Below are 15,535 nucleotides of genomic sequence, written 5' to 3'. Positions count from 1 at the left end.
GCGTACCGGCCGGCCCCGACGGACCACCGCCGGTCAGCGGCGCGCCGCCCGCCACCGTGCGGACGCGACGGGTCGTTCCCGGCGTCGGTCCGGCCCGGCGTCGGCGTCGCCCGCGTCGGTGGCCCGGGTCAGGTGGCGCAGCCGCAGCAGCAGGCCGAGACCGAGCGAGAGCAGCAGCCCGCCCAGCAGGAACGCGGCCTGCACCACCCCGAAACCGCCGGATTCCGCCACCGGCCGCCCCGCGCCGGCCGGGGGCGGCCCGTCGGACGCGGGGTCGTCGGTCACCGGCTCGTCGGTGACGGTTTCCGCTCCGCGCTCCGTCGCCCCGGTTTCCGTCGCCCCGGTCTCCTCCGCCGCCGGTGGGGTCGGCTCAGGCGGGGTGTCGCCGGGCGCCGGCTCCCCCGTCGGGGCCGGCCGGGCGTCCGGTCCGACGACCGACCGCGTGGCCGTCTGCCGCGACAGCAGCCGCAGGTTCGCGTCGTACGCCTCGGCCGCCAGGGTGATGCGCCCCCGGGTGACGTCCCCCGCGAAGGCCACCCGGTAGCGGGCGGTGACCGTCCGCCCCGGGCAGAGCGTGCCCGGGTCGAGCCGGCGGTCGGTCAGCCGGGCCACGTCGCCCTCGGCGCGGACCTCCAGCGGGAACGAGCCGGTCTCCTCGATCCGGTCCATCCTGACCTGGTCGAGCCGGAGCCCGCGCACCCGCAGCACCATCGACCAGCGGACCTTGACGCAGCCGCCGTCGTCGCGGGAGACCACGGCGGAGACGGTCCGCACCCGGTCCCCGGCGGTGAACTCGTCCGGCAGTCCGCTCAGCTCGGTGGTGAAGGCCGCCTGCGCGGGCGCGGGCAGCCCCGCCCCGGCCAGGCAGGCGAGCACCACCGCGGCCCGTAGCGCGTACCGCCACACCGTCGCCACCCTCGCCACCTCCCGTCCGTCGCCGCCACCCCGCAACGCTGCCAGCGCCGCCGGCCGGCCGGTAGACGGGCGTGTTCGCACCGGTCGCCAACCATGGGGCCCACTTTCACCGACGGTGGTGAACCGGTCACCCCTCCCCCGCGACACGCCGATCGTCCGACGCCGGCGGGTCGACGGCCGGGTTCGCGGGGACCGGCGGCCGGGTCGCGGGGACCGGCCGGGGTGGCGGCGGTCGGCCGGTGCGGGTGAGGGGGGACAATCGCCGGCGTGTCCGAGCTCTCCACCGCCTTCGTCCGGCTGCACGCCAGCCTCACCCCCGTCGCCTTCGTCCCCGAGGTGCGGCTGCACCAGGCGGACGACGCCATCGGGCTGTGGGAGTTGACGGAGGGCGAGTTCCGCAGTTCGCAGCCGCCGCCGTTCTGGGCCTTCGCCTGGGCCGGCGGGCAGGCGTTGGCCCGGTACGTCACGGATCACCCGGAGCTGGTCGCCGGCCGCCGGGTGCTCGACCTCGCCGCGGGCTCCGGCCTGGTCGCCATCGCCGCCGCGCGGGCCGGCGCCGCCGCCGTGCGCGCCGTCGAGATCGACGAGCTGGCCGTCGCGGCCGTCGCGGTCAATGCCGAGGCCAACGGGGTACGCGTCGACGCCGAGCTCGGCGACATCCTCGACGGCGACGCCGGCGGGGCCGAGGTGGTGCTCGCCGGGGACGTCTTCTACAGCCAGGCGATGGCCAACCGGGTACTGCGCTTCCTGCTGCGGGCCGCCCGCGCCGGGGCCCGGGTGCTGGTCGGCGACCCCGGCCGTGCCTTCCTGCCGCACGACCGCTTCGACGAGCTGGCCGTCTACGACGTGCCGGTACCCGAGACGCTGGAGAGCGTACGGGTGAAGCGCACCACGGTGTGGCAGTTGCGGGCGGGGCTGCCGGGCGCGGGCCGCTAGCGTGTCGGCGTGCTGTTCCGGAGCTGGGCGCAGACCGCCGACGCGCACTGGCCGGACGTGGCCCGGGTCTCGGACCACGTGGGGGTCGCGCACCTGGTGGTGACCCGGCACGCCCTGGTCCGCCAGGTGCTCACCGATCCGGCGACGTACCGGCCGGACAACGCGCTCGACGCGGTGACCCCCGTCCCGGTCGCCGCCCTGCGGGTGCTGGCCGGGCACCGGTTCCGGCTGCCGCCGACCCTGGCGAACAACGGTGGCGCCAGCCACCCGGCGATCCGGGCGATCGTCGCCGACGCCCTGCACCCGAGCCGGGTCGCCGCGCAGCGGCCCTGGCTGACCGGGCTGGTGCGGGAGCGCGTCGCGAGGATCGGCGCCGCCCTGGACACCGGCACGCCGGTGGACCTGCACGCCGAGCTCGCCGCCGACCTGCCGCTGCTGGTGCTGGCCCGGCTGGTCGAGCTGCCGGACGCGCCGGTCGGCGCGGTGAAGGAGTTCGCCCGCGCCGCGCTGGAGCTGTTCTGGGCGCCGCTGGACGCCGAACGACAGCAGGCCCTCGCCGCCGAGGTGGGCCGCTTCCACCGGGTACTGCGGGAGTTCGCCGCGACCGGGGGCGGGCTGGCCGGCTCGCTGCGGTCCGCCGGGCACCCGCCCGACGTGGTGGTCGGCGCGCTGTTCTTCCTGCTGGTGGCGGGCCAGGAGACCACCTCGCAGTTCCTCACCCTGCTGCTGCACCGGCTGGCCGGCGAGCCGACCGTACTCGCCGGGCTGCGCGACGGCACCGTCGCGGTCGCCGACGTCGTCGAGGAGGGACTGCGGCTGGAGCCGCCGATCGTGACGTGGCGGCGGGTGGCGGCGCTCGACACCACACTGGGCGCGACAGCCGTGCCGGCGGGCAGCAGCATCGTGCTCTGGCTGGCCCGCGCCGGCCGGGACCCGGCCACCGTCGAGGCGCCGGACGAGTTCCGGCCCGGGCAGCGCGGCTCCCGCCGGCACCTGGCCTTCGGGGCGGGCGCGCACCGCTGCGTCGGCGACCAGCTGGCCCGGATGGAGGCGGCGGTGGTGGTCGCCGAGACCGCCGCGCTGCTGGACGGGCTCACCGTCGTTCGTGAGCCGTGGTGCCCGGACAACCTCACCTTCCGCATGCCCGACGCCTTCGTCGTCCGCCGCCGCTGACCGGCCCGCGCACGCCGTACCGCACCGGCCCGGGGTTGACGCGCTCCCCGGGGTGCCCCCGATGGCCCGCTGGTCCACTCGGACATACCCCGGCTCGCCGAACGGCACGCGGCTCGCCGAGCGGCACACGGCTCGGTGATCAGGACGCCATGGACCTTTGCCGGTGGTTTTAAGGTCCATGGCGTCCTGATCACCACCGGTCACCACCGACGAGGCGGCACCGCGGGCTGCGTCGGCGGGCGGTGAGCAGGTCGCGGCGGCGGCCCATGTGGGAAAGGGGCGGCCCGCGTGGGAGAGGTCGCGGCCCATGTGGGCGAAGGGGTGGCCCGCGTGGGAGAGGTCGCGGCCCGTGTGGGCGAAGGGGCGCGGGACTCGACGAAAGTCAGTGGACGGTGGTGCCGTTCGGGCGCGGTCGGGGCGGGGGTTCCGGACCTAGCGTCGACGCATGATCACATTACGTGGGTTGACGAAGCGGTTCGGGGACGTGACCGCCGTCGACGCCCTGACCGTCGACATCGGACCCGGGCGGGTCACCGGCTTCCTCGGCCCGAACGGCGCGGGCAAGTCCACCACCATGCGGATGATCCTGGGGCTGGACCGGCCCACCGCCGGTCAGGCGCTCGTGGGCGGGCGGACGTACGGGGAACTGCGGCGGCCGCTGCACGAGGTCGGCGCGCTGCTCGACGCACGGGCGGTGCACCCCGCCCGGTCGGGTCGGGCGCACCTGTTCGCGATGGCCCGCAGCAACGGGATACCGGACCGTCGCGTGGACGAGGTGCTCGCCACCGTGGGGCTGGACGCCCGCGCCGCCGCCAAGCCGGGCCGCACCCTCTCCCTCGGCATGGGCCAGCGGCTCGGCATCGCCGGTGCGCTGCTCGGCGACCCGCCGGTGCTGATGTTCGACGAACCGGTCAACGGCCTCGACCCGGACGGCGTGCGCTGGGTACGGCAGCTGATGCGGTCGCTGGCCGACGAGGGCCGGACGGTCTTCGTCTCCAGCCACCTGATGACGGAGATGCAGCTCACCGCCGACCGGCTGGTGGTGATCGGCCGGGGTCGCCTGCTCGCCGACGCCCCGATCGACGAGGTGATCGCCGGCAGCGCGGTGGCGGTGCGCGTACGCAGCCCGCAGCCGGCCGGCCTCGCGGCGCTCGCCGCGCGGCTCAGCGCGACCGGGGCCGCCGTCGAGGCCACCGGACCGGACGAACTGACCGTCACGGGCGCCACCGTCGAGCGGATCGGCGATCTGGCGTACGAGCTGGGGGTGCCGCTGCACGGGCTCAGCCCGCACGGGGCGTCCCTGGAACAGGCCTTCATGGAACTGACCGCCGACAGCGTCGAGTACGCCGGCACCCCGACCCGGAGCGAGGCACGATGAACACGATCTCCGCCGAGTGGACCAAGCTGTGGTCCGTACGTTCCACCTGGTGGTCGCTGCTGGCCGGGGTGCTGCTGATGGCCGCCACCGCCGGTCAGCTCGCCATCTACGCCGCCAACGCGAACACCAACGACGACCCGGCCGACGACGCCGGGATCGTCACCGTCGGCAGCGTCGTGATCGGCTCGGTGGAGCTGACCCAGTACGCCGTGCTGGCCCTGGGCCTGCTCGTGGTCACCAGCGAGTTCACCAGCGGCACCATCCGTACGACCCTGCAGTGCACGCCCTCGCGCGGCCGGGTCCTGCTGGCCAAGGCGGCGGTGACCGGGGCGGTGACGTTCGCCCTCGGGCTGCTGCTGGGCACGGTCGGCGCGCTCGTGGCCCGCCCGGTGCTCGGCCGCTGGGGCGCCGCGCCGGCGGGGGGCACGGTCGGCGACGTGCTGGCGGTGGCGACCTACCTGGCGCTGGTCGGCGTGCTGGCCCTGGGGCTCGGCGCGGCCCTGCGCAGCGCGGTGCTCGCCCTCGTCGTGCTCGTCGCCACGCTGATGATCGTCCCGCTGTCGTTGCAGGAGCCGGACATCGCCGTGCTCGACCGGATCGCCGACGCCTTCCCCGGGGTCGCCGGCGGGCACTTCATGGCCGGGGACACCGGCCCGTACCCGGCTCCGGTCGGGTTGCTGCTGCTGGCCGCCTGGGCCGGCGCGGCGCTGCTGCTGGGCCGGGCCGCGCTGCGCCGCCGGGACGCGTGAGGCACCGGAGAGCGGGCGGGGCGGGTCAGCCGGTCGGCTCGACCAGCCCCGCCTCGTACGCGAGGATCGCCGCCTGCACCCGGTTGCGCACCTCCAGCCGAGTGAAGACGCTGGTCAGGTAGCTCTTCACGGTCCCCTCGACCAGGTGCAGCCGGCGGGCGATCTCGGCGTTGGACAGCCCGGCCCCGACCAGCGCGAGGACCTCCCGCTCCCGCTCGGTCAGCCCGGCCAGCCGGTCCCGGGCCACCGGCCGGCGGGCGACCCGGTCACCGCCCATTTCGATGACCCGGCGGGCGACCCTCGGCGAGAGGTACGCGCCGCCCTCGGCGACCGCGTGCACCCCGGCGATCAGCTCGCGCGGGTCGCCCGCCTTGAGCAGGAATCCGCTCGCCCCGTGCCCGAGCGCCCGGGCGACGTGGTCGTCCTCGCCGAACGTGGTCAGCATGAGCGTCGCCGTCTCCGGCACGAGCCGACGGATCTCGGCGGCGGCGGTGAGCCCGTCGAGCCTCGGCATCCGGATGTCCAGCAGCGCCACCCGGGGCCGGTGCGCCCGGACCAGCTCCACCGCGCTGCGGCCGTCGCCGGCCTCCGCCACCACCTCGATGCCCGCATCGGTGGCCAGGATGGCCCGGACCCCGGCCCGGATCATCGCCTCGTCGTCGGCGAGGACGACCCGCACCGGGCCGGCCGTGTCGGCGTTCATCCGTCGATCCGCTCCTTGCTGACCAGTCGGCCCTCGACGAAGCAGAGCCGCCACGTCGGCTGGGCCAGGGGGAAGTTGCCGTCGGTGTAGTGCTCGCAGCCCGGGCGCACCGTGCCGTCGGGCGGCGTGAGCTGCCGGCGGGGCAGCCCGGTCAGCTCGGCGCGCTGCGCGCCGAGCGGCAGCCGCGCGAAGGTCCCGTCGTCGAGGACCGTCCCGGCGGTGGCGACCGGGTAGTAGACCAGCGAGAGCACCAGCGCCAGGCCCGCCGGGGCGCCGAGTGCGGTCAGCAGGCTGAGCCGGACCCGACGGCGGGCGTCGCGCAACCGCCGCTCGGCCTCGGTCGCGGACTTCGACGGCGACGGTCCCGGCCGCTCCCCCGGCGACCGGCCGTCCGACGCGTCGGTGCCCGCTCCCGGGGCGACCGGAAACCCCGGCTCGTCCGCCCCGCCCGCTGGCCAGCCGCCCACGCTGACGGAGCTACCCCCGCGCGGCGGGAGGGCGTCGCCGCCTGCCCGGGCCGCCACCGGCAGGCGGGCGCGGACGGCGAAGCCGCCACCGTCCTGGTGACCGGTCGTCAGGGCGCCGCCGACGAGCCGGACCCGCTCGGCGAGGGCGAGCAGGCCGGAACCGGTGGACGGCGGTCCCGGCAACGGCCCGGCCGGTGGGGGCGCGTTGACGACGGCCACCTCGATCCGTTCGCCGTCGCGGCGCAACACGACGTCGACCGCCGCGCCGGGTGCGTACCGGGCGGCGTTGGTGAGCGCCTCGCGGACCACCCGGTGCGCGGCGTGCGCGGCCATCGGGGGCAGGTCCGCGAGGGCGTCCGCGCCGTCCAGCCGTACCGCCATGCCCGCCTCGCGGGCCCCGTCGACCAGCTCGCCGACGCTCTCGTCGGCGGCCCGGACGGTCGCCGCGCCGTCCGGCTCCCGGAGCACCCCGATGATCCCGTGCAGCCGCTCGGTGGCGGCGGCGACGCTGGCGCGCAACTCCCCGGCGGCGGCCCGGTGCCGGGGCGCCAGGTCGCCGGCGACCTCCAGCGCGGCGGCGCGCAGGGCGATCAGGCTCAGGTCGTGCCCGAGCGAGTCGTGCATCTCCTGGGCGATGCGGGCCCGCTCCCGCAGCCGGATCCGCTCGGCGGCGCCCCGCCGCTCCCGGTCCCGCGCCTCGGCGTGCCGGCGACCGGCCTCGGCCAGCACGGCCTGCTGGCGCCGGTACCGCCCGACGAGCCAGGGGAAGACCCCGGCGAAGAGCAGCACGGAGGCGAGCAGGAACCAGGTGGCCGCGCCAGTGCCGAGCAGCCCCAGGTTGAGCACGGTGCCGCCGGCCGCGAGCACGGCGAAGGCGACGGCGGCCGGGACGGCGGTGGCGCTGCGGCGACCGGTCAGGTAGGCGAACACCGGGATCGCGAAGAGGAAGTTGCCGTCCAGCAGCGACCCGAGCACCACGACGACCAGGGCGGCCACCGGCCATCGCCGGCTGGCCGCGACCGCCGCGGCGAGCAGCAGCAGCGCGCCGAGCGTCAGGGCGGTGGCGCGCCCCGAGTGCGGCGGGGTCACGCCCGCGTACCCGATCGGAGCGGCGGTGCCCGCCCACAGCAGCAGGTCGGCGGCGCGCCGCCGGACGACCGCCCGGGACCACCGACCGACGCCCGCCCGGGCGGACCAACAGCTCTCCACGGCGGCCAGGCTACCGACGCCCGACCTGCGCCGACACCGACGAAAGTCAGGTGCTCAGCTGATCTCCTCGGCCCACGCACGCCAGTCGTCGAGCACCCCGTACAGCGGCGGGGTTAACCAGCCGGGCGCGGACCGGCGGAAGACCCCCGGGTCCATCGCCCCGGTGCCGGCGGGCAGGGCGCCCAGCAGCTTCGGCACCAGGTCGGTCAGGTTGGCCCAGTGCACCAGCTCCGGCGCGGCCGGCCAGGCGCCGACCACCACGCCGGCCGGCACCGCCCGGCGCTCCAGCGCCTCCAACGTCAGCGCCGTGTGGTTCAGGGTGCCCAGGCCGGCCCGGGTCACCACCACGGCCGGGCAGCCCAGCTCCACCGCCAGGTCCGCCACCGTCCAGGGCTTCCCCTCCGGCCACAGCCCCATCGGTACGAGCAGGCCGCCCGCGCCCTCGACGAGCACCAGGTCGTGCTTGTCGGCCTCCTCGTGGACCGCGTCGACGGCGGTGTGCAGCTCCAGCGGCGGCAGCTGGGCGACCCGGGCCGCCGCCAGCGGGGCGAGCGGGTCGGGGAAACTCGCCAGGGTCCGACCGGTCAGCGGGGCCGCCAGCCGGTTGACCGCGTCGACGTCGCCGGGGTCACCGCCGGCCGTACCCGTCTGGGCGGGCTTGACCACCGCGACCCGCAGGCCGGCGGCCTGCGCGGCGGCGGCGATCGCGGCGGTGACCACCGTCTTGCCGACGTCGGTGTCGGTGCCGGTCACCAGCACCGGCCCACGCCAAGGCCCGGTCACGTCACCACCCCGGCTCACGGGGCCACCTCTGTTCGCGACTGCGGGGCTCGCCAACCCCGCTCACTCCTCGCGCTCACGGGGCCACCTCTGTTCGCGACTGCGGGGCTCGCCAACCCCGCTCACTCCTCGCGCTCACGGGGCACACTCCACGATGGTCTCCAGGGCACGCTCGAAGTCCGCCCGGGGGACGCCGGCGCCGATGGTCAGGCGCAGCCGGGACCGGCTGTCGGGCGTGGACGGGGGCCGGAAGCAGCCCACGGCGACCCCCCGGTCGCGGCAGTCCGCCGCCCAGGCGGTCGCCGCCTCGGGGCCCGGCGCGGTGACCGAGACGACCGCGCCGTCGGGGACGGAGACCGCCAGCCCGGCGGCGCCCAGCCGGCGCGCGGCCAGGGCCGCCCGGTCGGCCAACTCGGCGCGCAGGTCGTCACCGGCGCGGGCCAGGCCGACGGCGGCGTGCACGCCGGCGGCGACGGCCGGGGGCAGCGCGGTGTCGAAGATGAAGGTGCGGCCAGTCTCGATCACGTGCCGGACGAACTCCGCCGGCCCCGCCACCACCCCGCCCGCGCCGCCGAGGGCCTTGGAGAGGGTGGCGGTGACGACCACGTCGGGCTGGCCGGCGAGGCCGGCGGCGGCCACTCCCCCGGCGCCGGACGGGCCGGTCACGCCGAGGGCGTGCGCGTCGTCGACCAGCAGCAACGCGCCGTGCGCCCGGGCGACGGCGTGCAGCCGGGCCAGCGGGGCGAGGTCGCCGTCGACGGAGAAGACCGACTCGGTGACGACCACCGCCGGACGGCCCGGCGCGGCGGCGAGCGCGGCGGCCACCGCCGCCACGTCGGCGTGCGGGGTCACCACGGTCTCCGCGCCGGAGATCCGGCAGCCGTCGATCAGGGACGCGTGGTTGTGGGCGTCGGAGACGAGCAGCGTACGGGGCCGCACCAGCGCCCGCACCGCCGCGAGGTTGGCCAGGTAGCCGGAGGAGAAGACGAGGGCCCGTTCGGCGCCGAGCCAGTCGGCGAGGGCGTCCTCGAGCGCGTGGTGGGCGTCGGTGGAGCCGCGCACGAGCCGCGACCCGGTGGCCCCCAGCCCGTACGCCGACAGCGCCCGCGCCGCCGCGGCGGTGACCTCGGGGTGGGTGGCCAGGCCCAGGTAGTCGTTGCCGGCCAGGTCGACCACGGCGTCGCCGGCGGCCCGGGCCCGCAGCTCGCGGGTCAGTCCCGCCTTCGCGCGCAGTTCGGCGCGGCGGTCGAGCGCCGCCAGCCAGTCCGCCACCGTCACCCCCCACGCGCCCGCGCCGGCCACCGTCGGCCGCTTCCGCCGGGCGAAATTACCACCCACCGGCCACCGCCCGGCGTGTCCACCCCGCCGTCGGAGCCCCGACACGCGGGCCGTTCGCCCCGGCCGGGCGGCCTTGTAGGGTACGAGCCATGCCAGAGATCCTCGACCAGGCCCGAACCCAGGTGCTGGAGAACGGCGTCGGTCTCGACGAGGCCGGCGTCCTCGCCGTGCTGAACCTGCCCGACGAGCAACTGCCCGCCGCCCTCCAGCTCGCCCACGAGGTGCGGATGCGCTGGTGCGGGCCGGAGGTGGAGGTCGAGGGCATCGTCTCGCTGAAGACCGGCGGGTGCCCCGAGGACTGCCACTTCTGCTCGCAGTCGGGCCTGTTCACCTCCCCGGTGCGCTCGGTCTGGCTGGACATCCCCTCGCTGGTCGAGGCGGCGAAGCAGACCGCGGCGACCGGGGCGACGGAGTTCTGCATCGTGGCCGCCGTGCGCGGCCCCGACGCCCGGCTGATGAAGCAGATGCGCGAGGGCGTCGCCGCGATCAAGGCCGAGGTCGACATCCAGGTGGCGGCGTCGCTGGGCATGCTCAGCAAGGAGCAGGTCGACGAGCTGGTCGACATGGGCGTGCACCGCTACAACCACAACCTGGAGACCTGCCGCTCCTACTTCCCCAACGTGGTCACCACGCACTCGTGGGAGGAGCGCTGGGAGACCCTGCGGATGGTCCGCGAGTCGGGCATGGAGGTCTGCTGCGGCGGCATCCTCGGCCTCGGCGAGACGGTGGAGCAGCGGGCCGAGTTCGCCGCGCAGCTCGCCGAGCTGAACCCGCACGAGGTGCCGCTGAACTTCCTCAACCCCCGCCCCGGCACCCCGCTGGGCGACCGCCCGGTGGTGGAGGGCAAGGACGCGCTGCGCGCCATCGCCGCCTTCCGGCTGGCCATGCCGCGCACCATCCTGCGGTACGCGGGCGGCCGGGAGATCACCCTCGGCGACCTGGGCACCCGTGACGGCCTGCTCGGCGGCATCAACGCCGTCATCGTCGGCAACTACCTGACCACCCTGGGCCGGCCGGCGACGGCCGACCTGGAGCTGCTCGACGACCTGAAGATGCCGGTCAAGGCGCTCTCCGCGACGCTGTGACCATCCCGGTGACGACGAGTGACGCGGCGACGGCGGCCGTCTGGTGCGACCGCTGCGGCGACGCCGTGACGGCCGGGTCGCACGGCGCGTGCGCGGCGGCCCGGGTGCTGGAGCCGCCGCGCTTCTGCGCGTACTGCCGCCGGCGGATGAAGGTGCAGGTGCTGCCGGTCGGCTGGGCGGCGGTCTGCGTCGAGCACGGCGAGACGCGGGGCTGAGGGCGATGCTGCGGGGCCGGGCGGTGACCCTGCGGCCGGCGACGGCCGGGGACGTGGCGGCGCTCGCCGCGATCCGGGCCGACCCGGAGGTCCGGCGCTGGTGGCGCGGGGGCGACGACCTGGTCGCGGCCGTGCGGGCCGACCTCGCCGACGAGGCCCTGTCGGTGTACGCGATCGAGCACGACGGCCGGGTGGTCGGCGCGATCCAGTGGTACGCCGAGGACGACCCCGACTACCGGCACGCCAGCATGGACGTCTTCCTCGACCCGGCGGTACGCGGCGCGGGGCTGGGCGGCGACGCGATCCGCACCCTGGTCCGGCACCTGATCGACGAGCACGGCCACCACCGGTTCACCATCGACCCGGCGGCGGCGAACACGGCGGCCGTGCGGGCGTACGCGAAGGTCGGCTTCCGCCCCGTCGGGGTGCTGCGCCGCTACGAGCGCGGCGAGGACGGGCGCTGGCACGACGGGCTGCTGATGGACCTGCTCGCCGACGAACTGGCCGACTGAGCCGGTCAGCCGTCCCGCCCGTCGGTCAGCCGTCCCAGACGAGGTCGCCGTCGGGCAGCCGGCGGGCGCCGTCGGCGGGGCGGTGCGGGGTCAGCCGGCCGTCGGGCATCAGGTGGCACACCGGCACGCCGCGCCCCAGCACGGCGACGTCGGCGACGAGCCGCCGATGGCAGCGCCACCAGACGCTCTCGCTGCACATCACCGCCGTGCTCCGGGCCGCCGCGTCGGCCAGCACCGCGTCCAGCGCCGCCCGGAAGTCGGCGGTACGGGTGTACGCCGCGTACGCCCGGAAGGCGGCCACGGTCCACCAGGTGTCCGGTTCCTCGGTGCCGGCCGGGGTGTGCCGCCGGCCGCCGAGGCGCTGCTCCCAGCGGTAGTCCACGCCCGCCGCCGGCAGCCAGCGGGCCAGCTCCTCCCGGCGTACGTCCGGGTTGGTCCGGCTGGCCGGGAAGCGCCGCACGTCCACGACCAGCGCGACCCCGGCGTCGGCCAGCAGCTCGCCCAGCCGCTGCCGGTCCGCCGTCCCATGTCCCACCGTCAGCAGTGTCACGCCTTGGGAATGCCCCGAATCCCGGGCGGCTACCACCCACGCGAGGCGGAGATCGCCCGGAATCTGCGGGCGGGCGGCCGGCGGCGAGGGTGGTACGGGGGTGCCCCGACCGTCCGGCCGACGAGGCCGCCGCGTCCTGACGGCCGCCGGCCGGCGCCGCGCAGGACAGGCCCTGGACTGTCACCGTCGCGCGGGAACGGCGACCGTCCCAGGTGCCGCGGGTGGCCCGGACGGCGACGTCCGGGCCACCCGCGGGTGGTGCGTCAGGAGACGGTGCAGGGGGTGCCGTCGAGGGTGAACGCGGCGGGCTCGGGGTTCGAGCCGGTGTGGGTGCCGTTGAAGCCGAAGCTCGTCGACGCCCCCGGCGCGAGCCTGCCGTTGTAGGAGATGTTGGTGGCGGTGACCGCGGTGCCGGTCTGGGTCCAGGTCGCCGACCAGCCCTGGCCCACCTTCTGGCCGGCGCTGGGGAAGGTGAAGGCGAGCGTCCAGCCGTCGATCGTCGTCGTGCCCGTGTTGGTGAGGGTGACGTTCGCGGTGAAGCCGGTGTCCCAGCTGCTGGCCGTCCAGGTCACGGCGCAGCCGCCGGACGTGGGCGGGTCGGCGGTGGTGACGGCGACCGGCGCGGACGCCGCCGAGACGTTGCCGGCCGCGTCCACGGCCACCACGTGGAACTGGTACGCCGTGGCGGCGGTCAGCCCGGTCACCGCGAGCGTGGTGCCGGTGGGCGAGCCGACAAGCGTGTTCCCGCCGGCGGCCGACCGGTAGACCCGGTAGCCGGTGACCCCGACGTTGTCGGTCGACGCCGCCCAGCTCAGGGTGAGCCCGGTGGCGGTGACCGCCGAGGCGGTCGGCGTGCCGGGGCGCGTCGGCGCGACGGTGTCGGGGGCCGGGGCGGCCGGCGTGGTCACCTCCGCCACGGGCGAGGCGGTCGAGCGGTTGCCGGCGCCGTCGCGGGCCCGCACCGTGAACCGGTACGTCCGCTCGGGCAGCAGCCGGGTCACGGCCAGGGTGTTGGTGGCCGAGTTGAGCAGGACGAGCGCGTCGCTGCCGACCTGGACCTGGGTGACCTCGTAGCCGGCCAGCCCGCTGCCGCCGGCGTCGGTGGACGCGGGCCAGGTGAGGGTCAGCCCGGTCGCGGTGACCGCCGAGGCGACGGGGGTGCCGGGGGTGGTCGGCGCGGTGGTGTCCGGGATGGCCGGCCCGGGCTCCTCGCCCCAGATGCGGGTGGCGCCGGAGTGGAGCGTGACCTTCCGGTTCGGCCCCGCCGTCGCCTGGTACGACGGGTCGTTCGTCGGGTCCCAGGTGCCGCCCTCGGGTACGCCGATCTTGAACTGCACCTCCATCCGGTGCTGCGACTGCCCGGCGGGCGCGATGGTGTGCCCGGTGCAGTCCACCTCGACGTACCAGACGTCGCCGGAGAACTGCCTGGCGCTGGACGGCGACGGGCAGCCCTGGGTGTAGCCGGGGGTGACGGTGACCGGGCCGGTGCCGTCGGGACGGAAGTAGTAGCGGAACTTCCCGTCGGTCAGGGCGCGGGCCGGGAACGCCGACTTGTTGTAGACGATGGCCTTGAGGCCGGTGGCGCGCGGCTCGGCCTGCATCACCGTGGTCTCGACGGTCAGCTCGTCGATGTCGGGCGTCTCGGCGCGGGGGAAGCCGGCGAGCGGGGTGCCGCCGTACTCCTTGGTGAGCCGGGCCAGCGCGGAGGTGAAGCCGGCGTTGTAGTCGGTGGCGACCTCGTTCATCACGTAGTCCGACCGGTTGTCGGTGTACGCGTCGTTGGCCGCCGACGGGCCACCGACCAGCGCGCCGTAGAGGGTGTGCCGCGTCTCGACGGGCACGGTCTGGCTGTCCCACCAGGAGCCGTGCGCGGTGCGGTGGTGCGGGTTCTTCGGCGGGTTGGCCCCGAAGCCGATGACGTAGCTGGAGGCGCGCGGGTTGTCGCCGAGCGCGTAGTCGATCTGCCGGACGGCGAAGTCGTGGTAGCGGGCCTTGCGCGTGGCGTCGGTGGTCCTGTCGCTGTAGACGAGGGCGGCGAAGGCGGTGTTCGCGGCGTAGCGCAGCGCCCCCCACGAGTCGAGCACCGCCATCCCGCCGGGCGAGTACGGCACCCGCTGCCCGTTGACGCCGACGGTCCAGTAGTCCAGCCAGCGGTTGGCGTCGTCGACGTACTTCTGCTTGCCGGTCAGGTTGGCCAGCAGCACGTACGCCCCGAACTGCTTGTTGTCCCAGGCGATGGTCCACTTGTAGGAGCGGGTGGTGCTCTGGTTCTCGGTGCCGAGCCTGTCGTACTCGCTCTCGGCCTTGGCCAGGTAGGCGGCGTCGCCGGTGGCCCGGTACAGCCAGATGGCGGACCAGACCAGCTCGTCCTGCCAGCCGCTCCAGGAGCGGTAGAAGCTGGTCGCGTCGGTGATGCACTCGTGGTAGTTCTTCCGCACGGTGTCGGCGAAGGTGTGCAGCTGCTTCGCGTGCCCGAGCAGCCGGTCGGCGTAGGCGGCGTCGGTGGGCCGGAAGACCATCGACGACGCGGCCATCGCCGCCGCCGTCTCCCCGGCCAGGTCCGCGCCGCCACAGCTCGCGTCGATCTTGTACGCGGGCCGCGCCATCGGCATCACCTCGGCCGGGCCCCACCACTTGTGGTCGTCGTCGCCCTTGCCGACCTGCCCGTAGAGGACGTTCGGCGCGGGGTGCGCCTTGACGAAGTAGTCGTTGACGAAGCGCAGGTTGTTGAGCAGGTGCGGCAGTTGGCCGCTGGCCACGTAGCCGTCGCGGTACTCGACCGCACCCCAGGCGAGCATGGTGGCGCTGAACGCCATCGGGAAGCCGAACTTCACGTGGTCACCGGCGTCGTACCAGCCGCCGGTGAGGTCCACCCCGACGTCGGCGCCGTCGGTGAGCGCGGAGTCGCCGCGCCAGGAGACCCGGTTCCACGCCGGCAGCGGGCCGGACTGCTGCGCCTCGTAGAAGTAGAGCGACTTCTGCAACGCCTCGGCGTAGTTGAACGCGCCGGCCGCAGCGGGTGCGGTCCGTGTCGTGGCGGTCGCGGCGGTTCCCGTGGCGTCCACGGCGGACGCGGGCGCCGGGCCGGTGACGGCGAGGGCGAGGCCGGCGACGAGGGCGGTGCCGGCGGCCAGCAGGCGGCGCGACCGGGGCGGGGCGCCCGGCGGGCGTGGAGAGCTCGGATGGCGCATCAGGTGCTCCTGTCGGTGGTGTCGGTGGTGTCGCCCTTCGGGCACCGTCGGGCGCGGCGCTGCGGTCGGTGCGGGTCCGCGTGGCGACGAGGTGGTGGGTGGCAAGGGCAGGGTCGGTGCGGTACGACCACGGTCGCCGGGAGCGCTCCCATGGATAGACGACAATGTAAGGCGGGCGCGGACGATTTGGGAAGCGTCGCCGCGCCGGACAGGGCGACCCGGTGCCGCCGGAGCGCCCGCGGGACCGAAAGCGTTACAGCGACACGCCCACCGAGAGTCACGGATTCCCGTGCCGTCGAGAAGAGAGGTGACGCGTATCGGCAGCTCAGCCCGA

Annotated in this window: 14 protein-coding genes; 7 read left to right on the top strand and 7 right to left on the bottom strand. The window is 75.9% G+C overall.

Features of this window, described 5'->3' with window-relative positions; translation table 11 throughout:
* Window positions 1-33: 33 nt before the first annotated feature.
* Window positions 34-915 (bottom strand): hypothetical protein, encoded by an 882-nt coding sequence (locus CLT72_RS31165; protein WP_250102033.1) that lies wholly within the window; start codon window positions 913-915, stop codon window positions 34-36.
* A 267-nt stretch (window positions 916-1,182) separates the two neighbouring features.
* On the opposite strand from CLT72_RS31165, the gene CLT72_RS31160 reads away from it, so the two are divergent.
* The 4 genes from CLT72_RS31160 to CLT72_RS31140 all read left to right on the top strand — a co-directional run bounded on the left by CLT72_RS31160 (window position 1,183) and on the right by CLT72_RS31140 (window position 5,151).
* Window positions 1,183-1,851 carry a class I SAM-dependent methyltransferase gene (locus CLT72_RS31160; RefSeq protein WP_101414796.1) on the top strand — a complete coding sequence of 223 codons (669 nt, stop codon included), beginning with the start codon at window positions 1,183-1,185 and terminating at the stop codon, window positions 1,849-1,851.
* Window positions 1,852-1,860: 9 nt separating this feature from the next.
* On the top strand, window positions 1,861-3,024 hold the full coding sequence (locus CLT72_RS31155) for a cytochrome P450 (protein ID WP_101414795.1): 1,164 nt from the start codon (window positions 1,861-1,863) through the stop codon (window positions 3,022-3,024).
* A gap of 445 nt (window positions 3,025-3,469) precedes the next feature.
* The gene (locus CLT72_RS31145; RefSeq protein WP_101414793.1) at window positions 3,470-4,402 is read left to right on the top strand and encodes an ABC transporter ATP-binding protein; all 933 of its coding nucleotides are present in this window, start codon (window positions 3,470-3,472) and stop codon (window positions 4,400-4,402) included.
* Window positions 4,399-5,151, top strand: a complete 753-nt coding sequence (locus tag CLT72_RS31140; RefSeq protein ID WP_101414792.1) for an ABC transporter permease subunit — start codon at window positions 4,399-4,401, stop codon at window positions 5,149-5,151. The genes CLT72_RS31145 and CLT72_RS31140 overlap by 4 nt, the downstream gene beginning before the upstream one ends.
* Window positions 5,152-5,176: 25 nt before the next feature.
* On the opposite strand, the gene CLT72_RS31135 is transcribed toward CLT72_RS31140, so the two are convergent.
* The 4 genes from CLT72_RS31135 to CLT72_RS31120 form a co-directional block, all read right to left on the bottom strand.
* The gene (locus CLT72_RS31135; protein WP_101414791.1) at window positions 5,177-5,854 is read right to left on the bottom strand and encodes a response regulator; all 678 of its coding nucleotides are present in this window, start codon (window positions 5,852-5,854) and stop codon (window positions 5,177-5,179) included.
* The gene (locus CLT72_RS31130) at window positions 5,851-7,530 is read right to left on the bottom strand and encodes a histidine kinase (RefSeq protein ID WP_101414790.1); all 1,680 of its coding nucleotides are present in this window, start codon (window positions 7,528-7,530) and stop codon (window positions 5,851-5,853) included. The genes CLT72_RS31135 and CLT72_RS31130 overlap by 4 nt, the downstream gene beginning before the upstream one ends.
* A gap of 54 nt (window positions 7,531-7,584) precedes the next feature.
* On the bottom strand, window positions 7,585-8,289 hold the full coding sequence (gene bioD, locus CLT72_RS31125) for a dethiobiotin synthase (protein ID WP_101414789.1): 705 nt from the start codon (window positions 8,287-8,289) through the stop codon (window positions 7,585-7,587).
* A 156-nt stretch (window positions 8,290-8,445) separates the two neighbouring features.
* Window positions 8,446-9,582: an 8-amino-7-oxononanoate synthase gene (locus tag CLT72_RS31120; RefSeq protein WP_101415480.1), complete on the bottom strand. Its 1,137-nt coding sequence runs from the start codon at window positions 9,580-9,582 to the stop codon at window positions 8,446-8,448.
* Between the two features lie 155 nt (window positions 9,583-9,737).
* Between CLT72_RS31120 and bioB the strand changes: the two genes are divergently transcribed.
* From bioB to CLT72_RS31105, 3 genes are read left to right on the top strand one after another with little or no spacing between them, the layout of a single operon-like run.
* Window positions 9,738-10,733 carry a biotin synthase BioB gene (bioB, locus tag CLT72_RS31115; RefSeq protein WP_101414788.1) on the top strand — a complete coding sequence of 332 codons (996 nt, stop codon included), beginning with the start codon at window positions 9,738-9,740 and terminating at the stop codon, window positions 10,731-10,733.
* A gap of 8 nt (window positions 10,734-10,741) precedes the next feature.
* Complete coding sequence (gene bsaP, locus CLT72_RS31110; protein ID WP_199184682.1) at window positions 10,742-10,948, top strand: biotin synthase auxiliary protein BsaP; 207 nt, start codon at window positions 10,742-10,744, stop codon at window positions 10,946-10,948.
* A gap of 5 nt (window positions 10,949-10,953) precedes the next feature.
* On the top strand, window positions 10,954-11,460 hold the full coding sequence (locus tag CLT72_RS31105; protein WP_101414787.1) for a GNAT family N-acetyltransferase: 507 nt from the start codon (window positions 10,954-10,956) through the stop codon (window positions 11,458-11,460).
* Between the two features lie 25 nt (window positions 11,461-11,485).
* Here CLT72_RS31105 and CLT72_RS31100 read toward each other — a convergent pair whose 3' ends face one another.
* A complete protein-coding gene (locus CLT72_RS31100; RefSeq protein WP_250102036.1) occupies window positions 11,486-11,995 on the bottom strand; it encodes a DUF488 domain-containing protein in 510 nt (169 codons plus the stop codon).
* A gap of 278 nt (window positions 11,996-12,273) precedes the next feature.
* A complete protein-coding gene (locus CLT72_RS31095) occupies window positions 12,274-15,201 on the bottom strand; it encodes a glycoside hydrolase family 9 protein (protein WP_101414785.1) in 2,928 nt (975 codons plus the stop codon).
* Window positions 15,202-15,535: the final 334 nt, after the last annotated feature.

The sequence above is a fragment of the Micromonospora sp. CNZ309 genome (assembly GCF_002846525.1).
The sequence above is the reverse complement of the archived record's forward strand: the minus strand, read 5'-3'. Positions and strand labels throughout refer to the sequence as shown.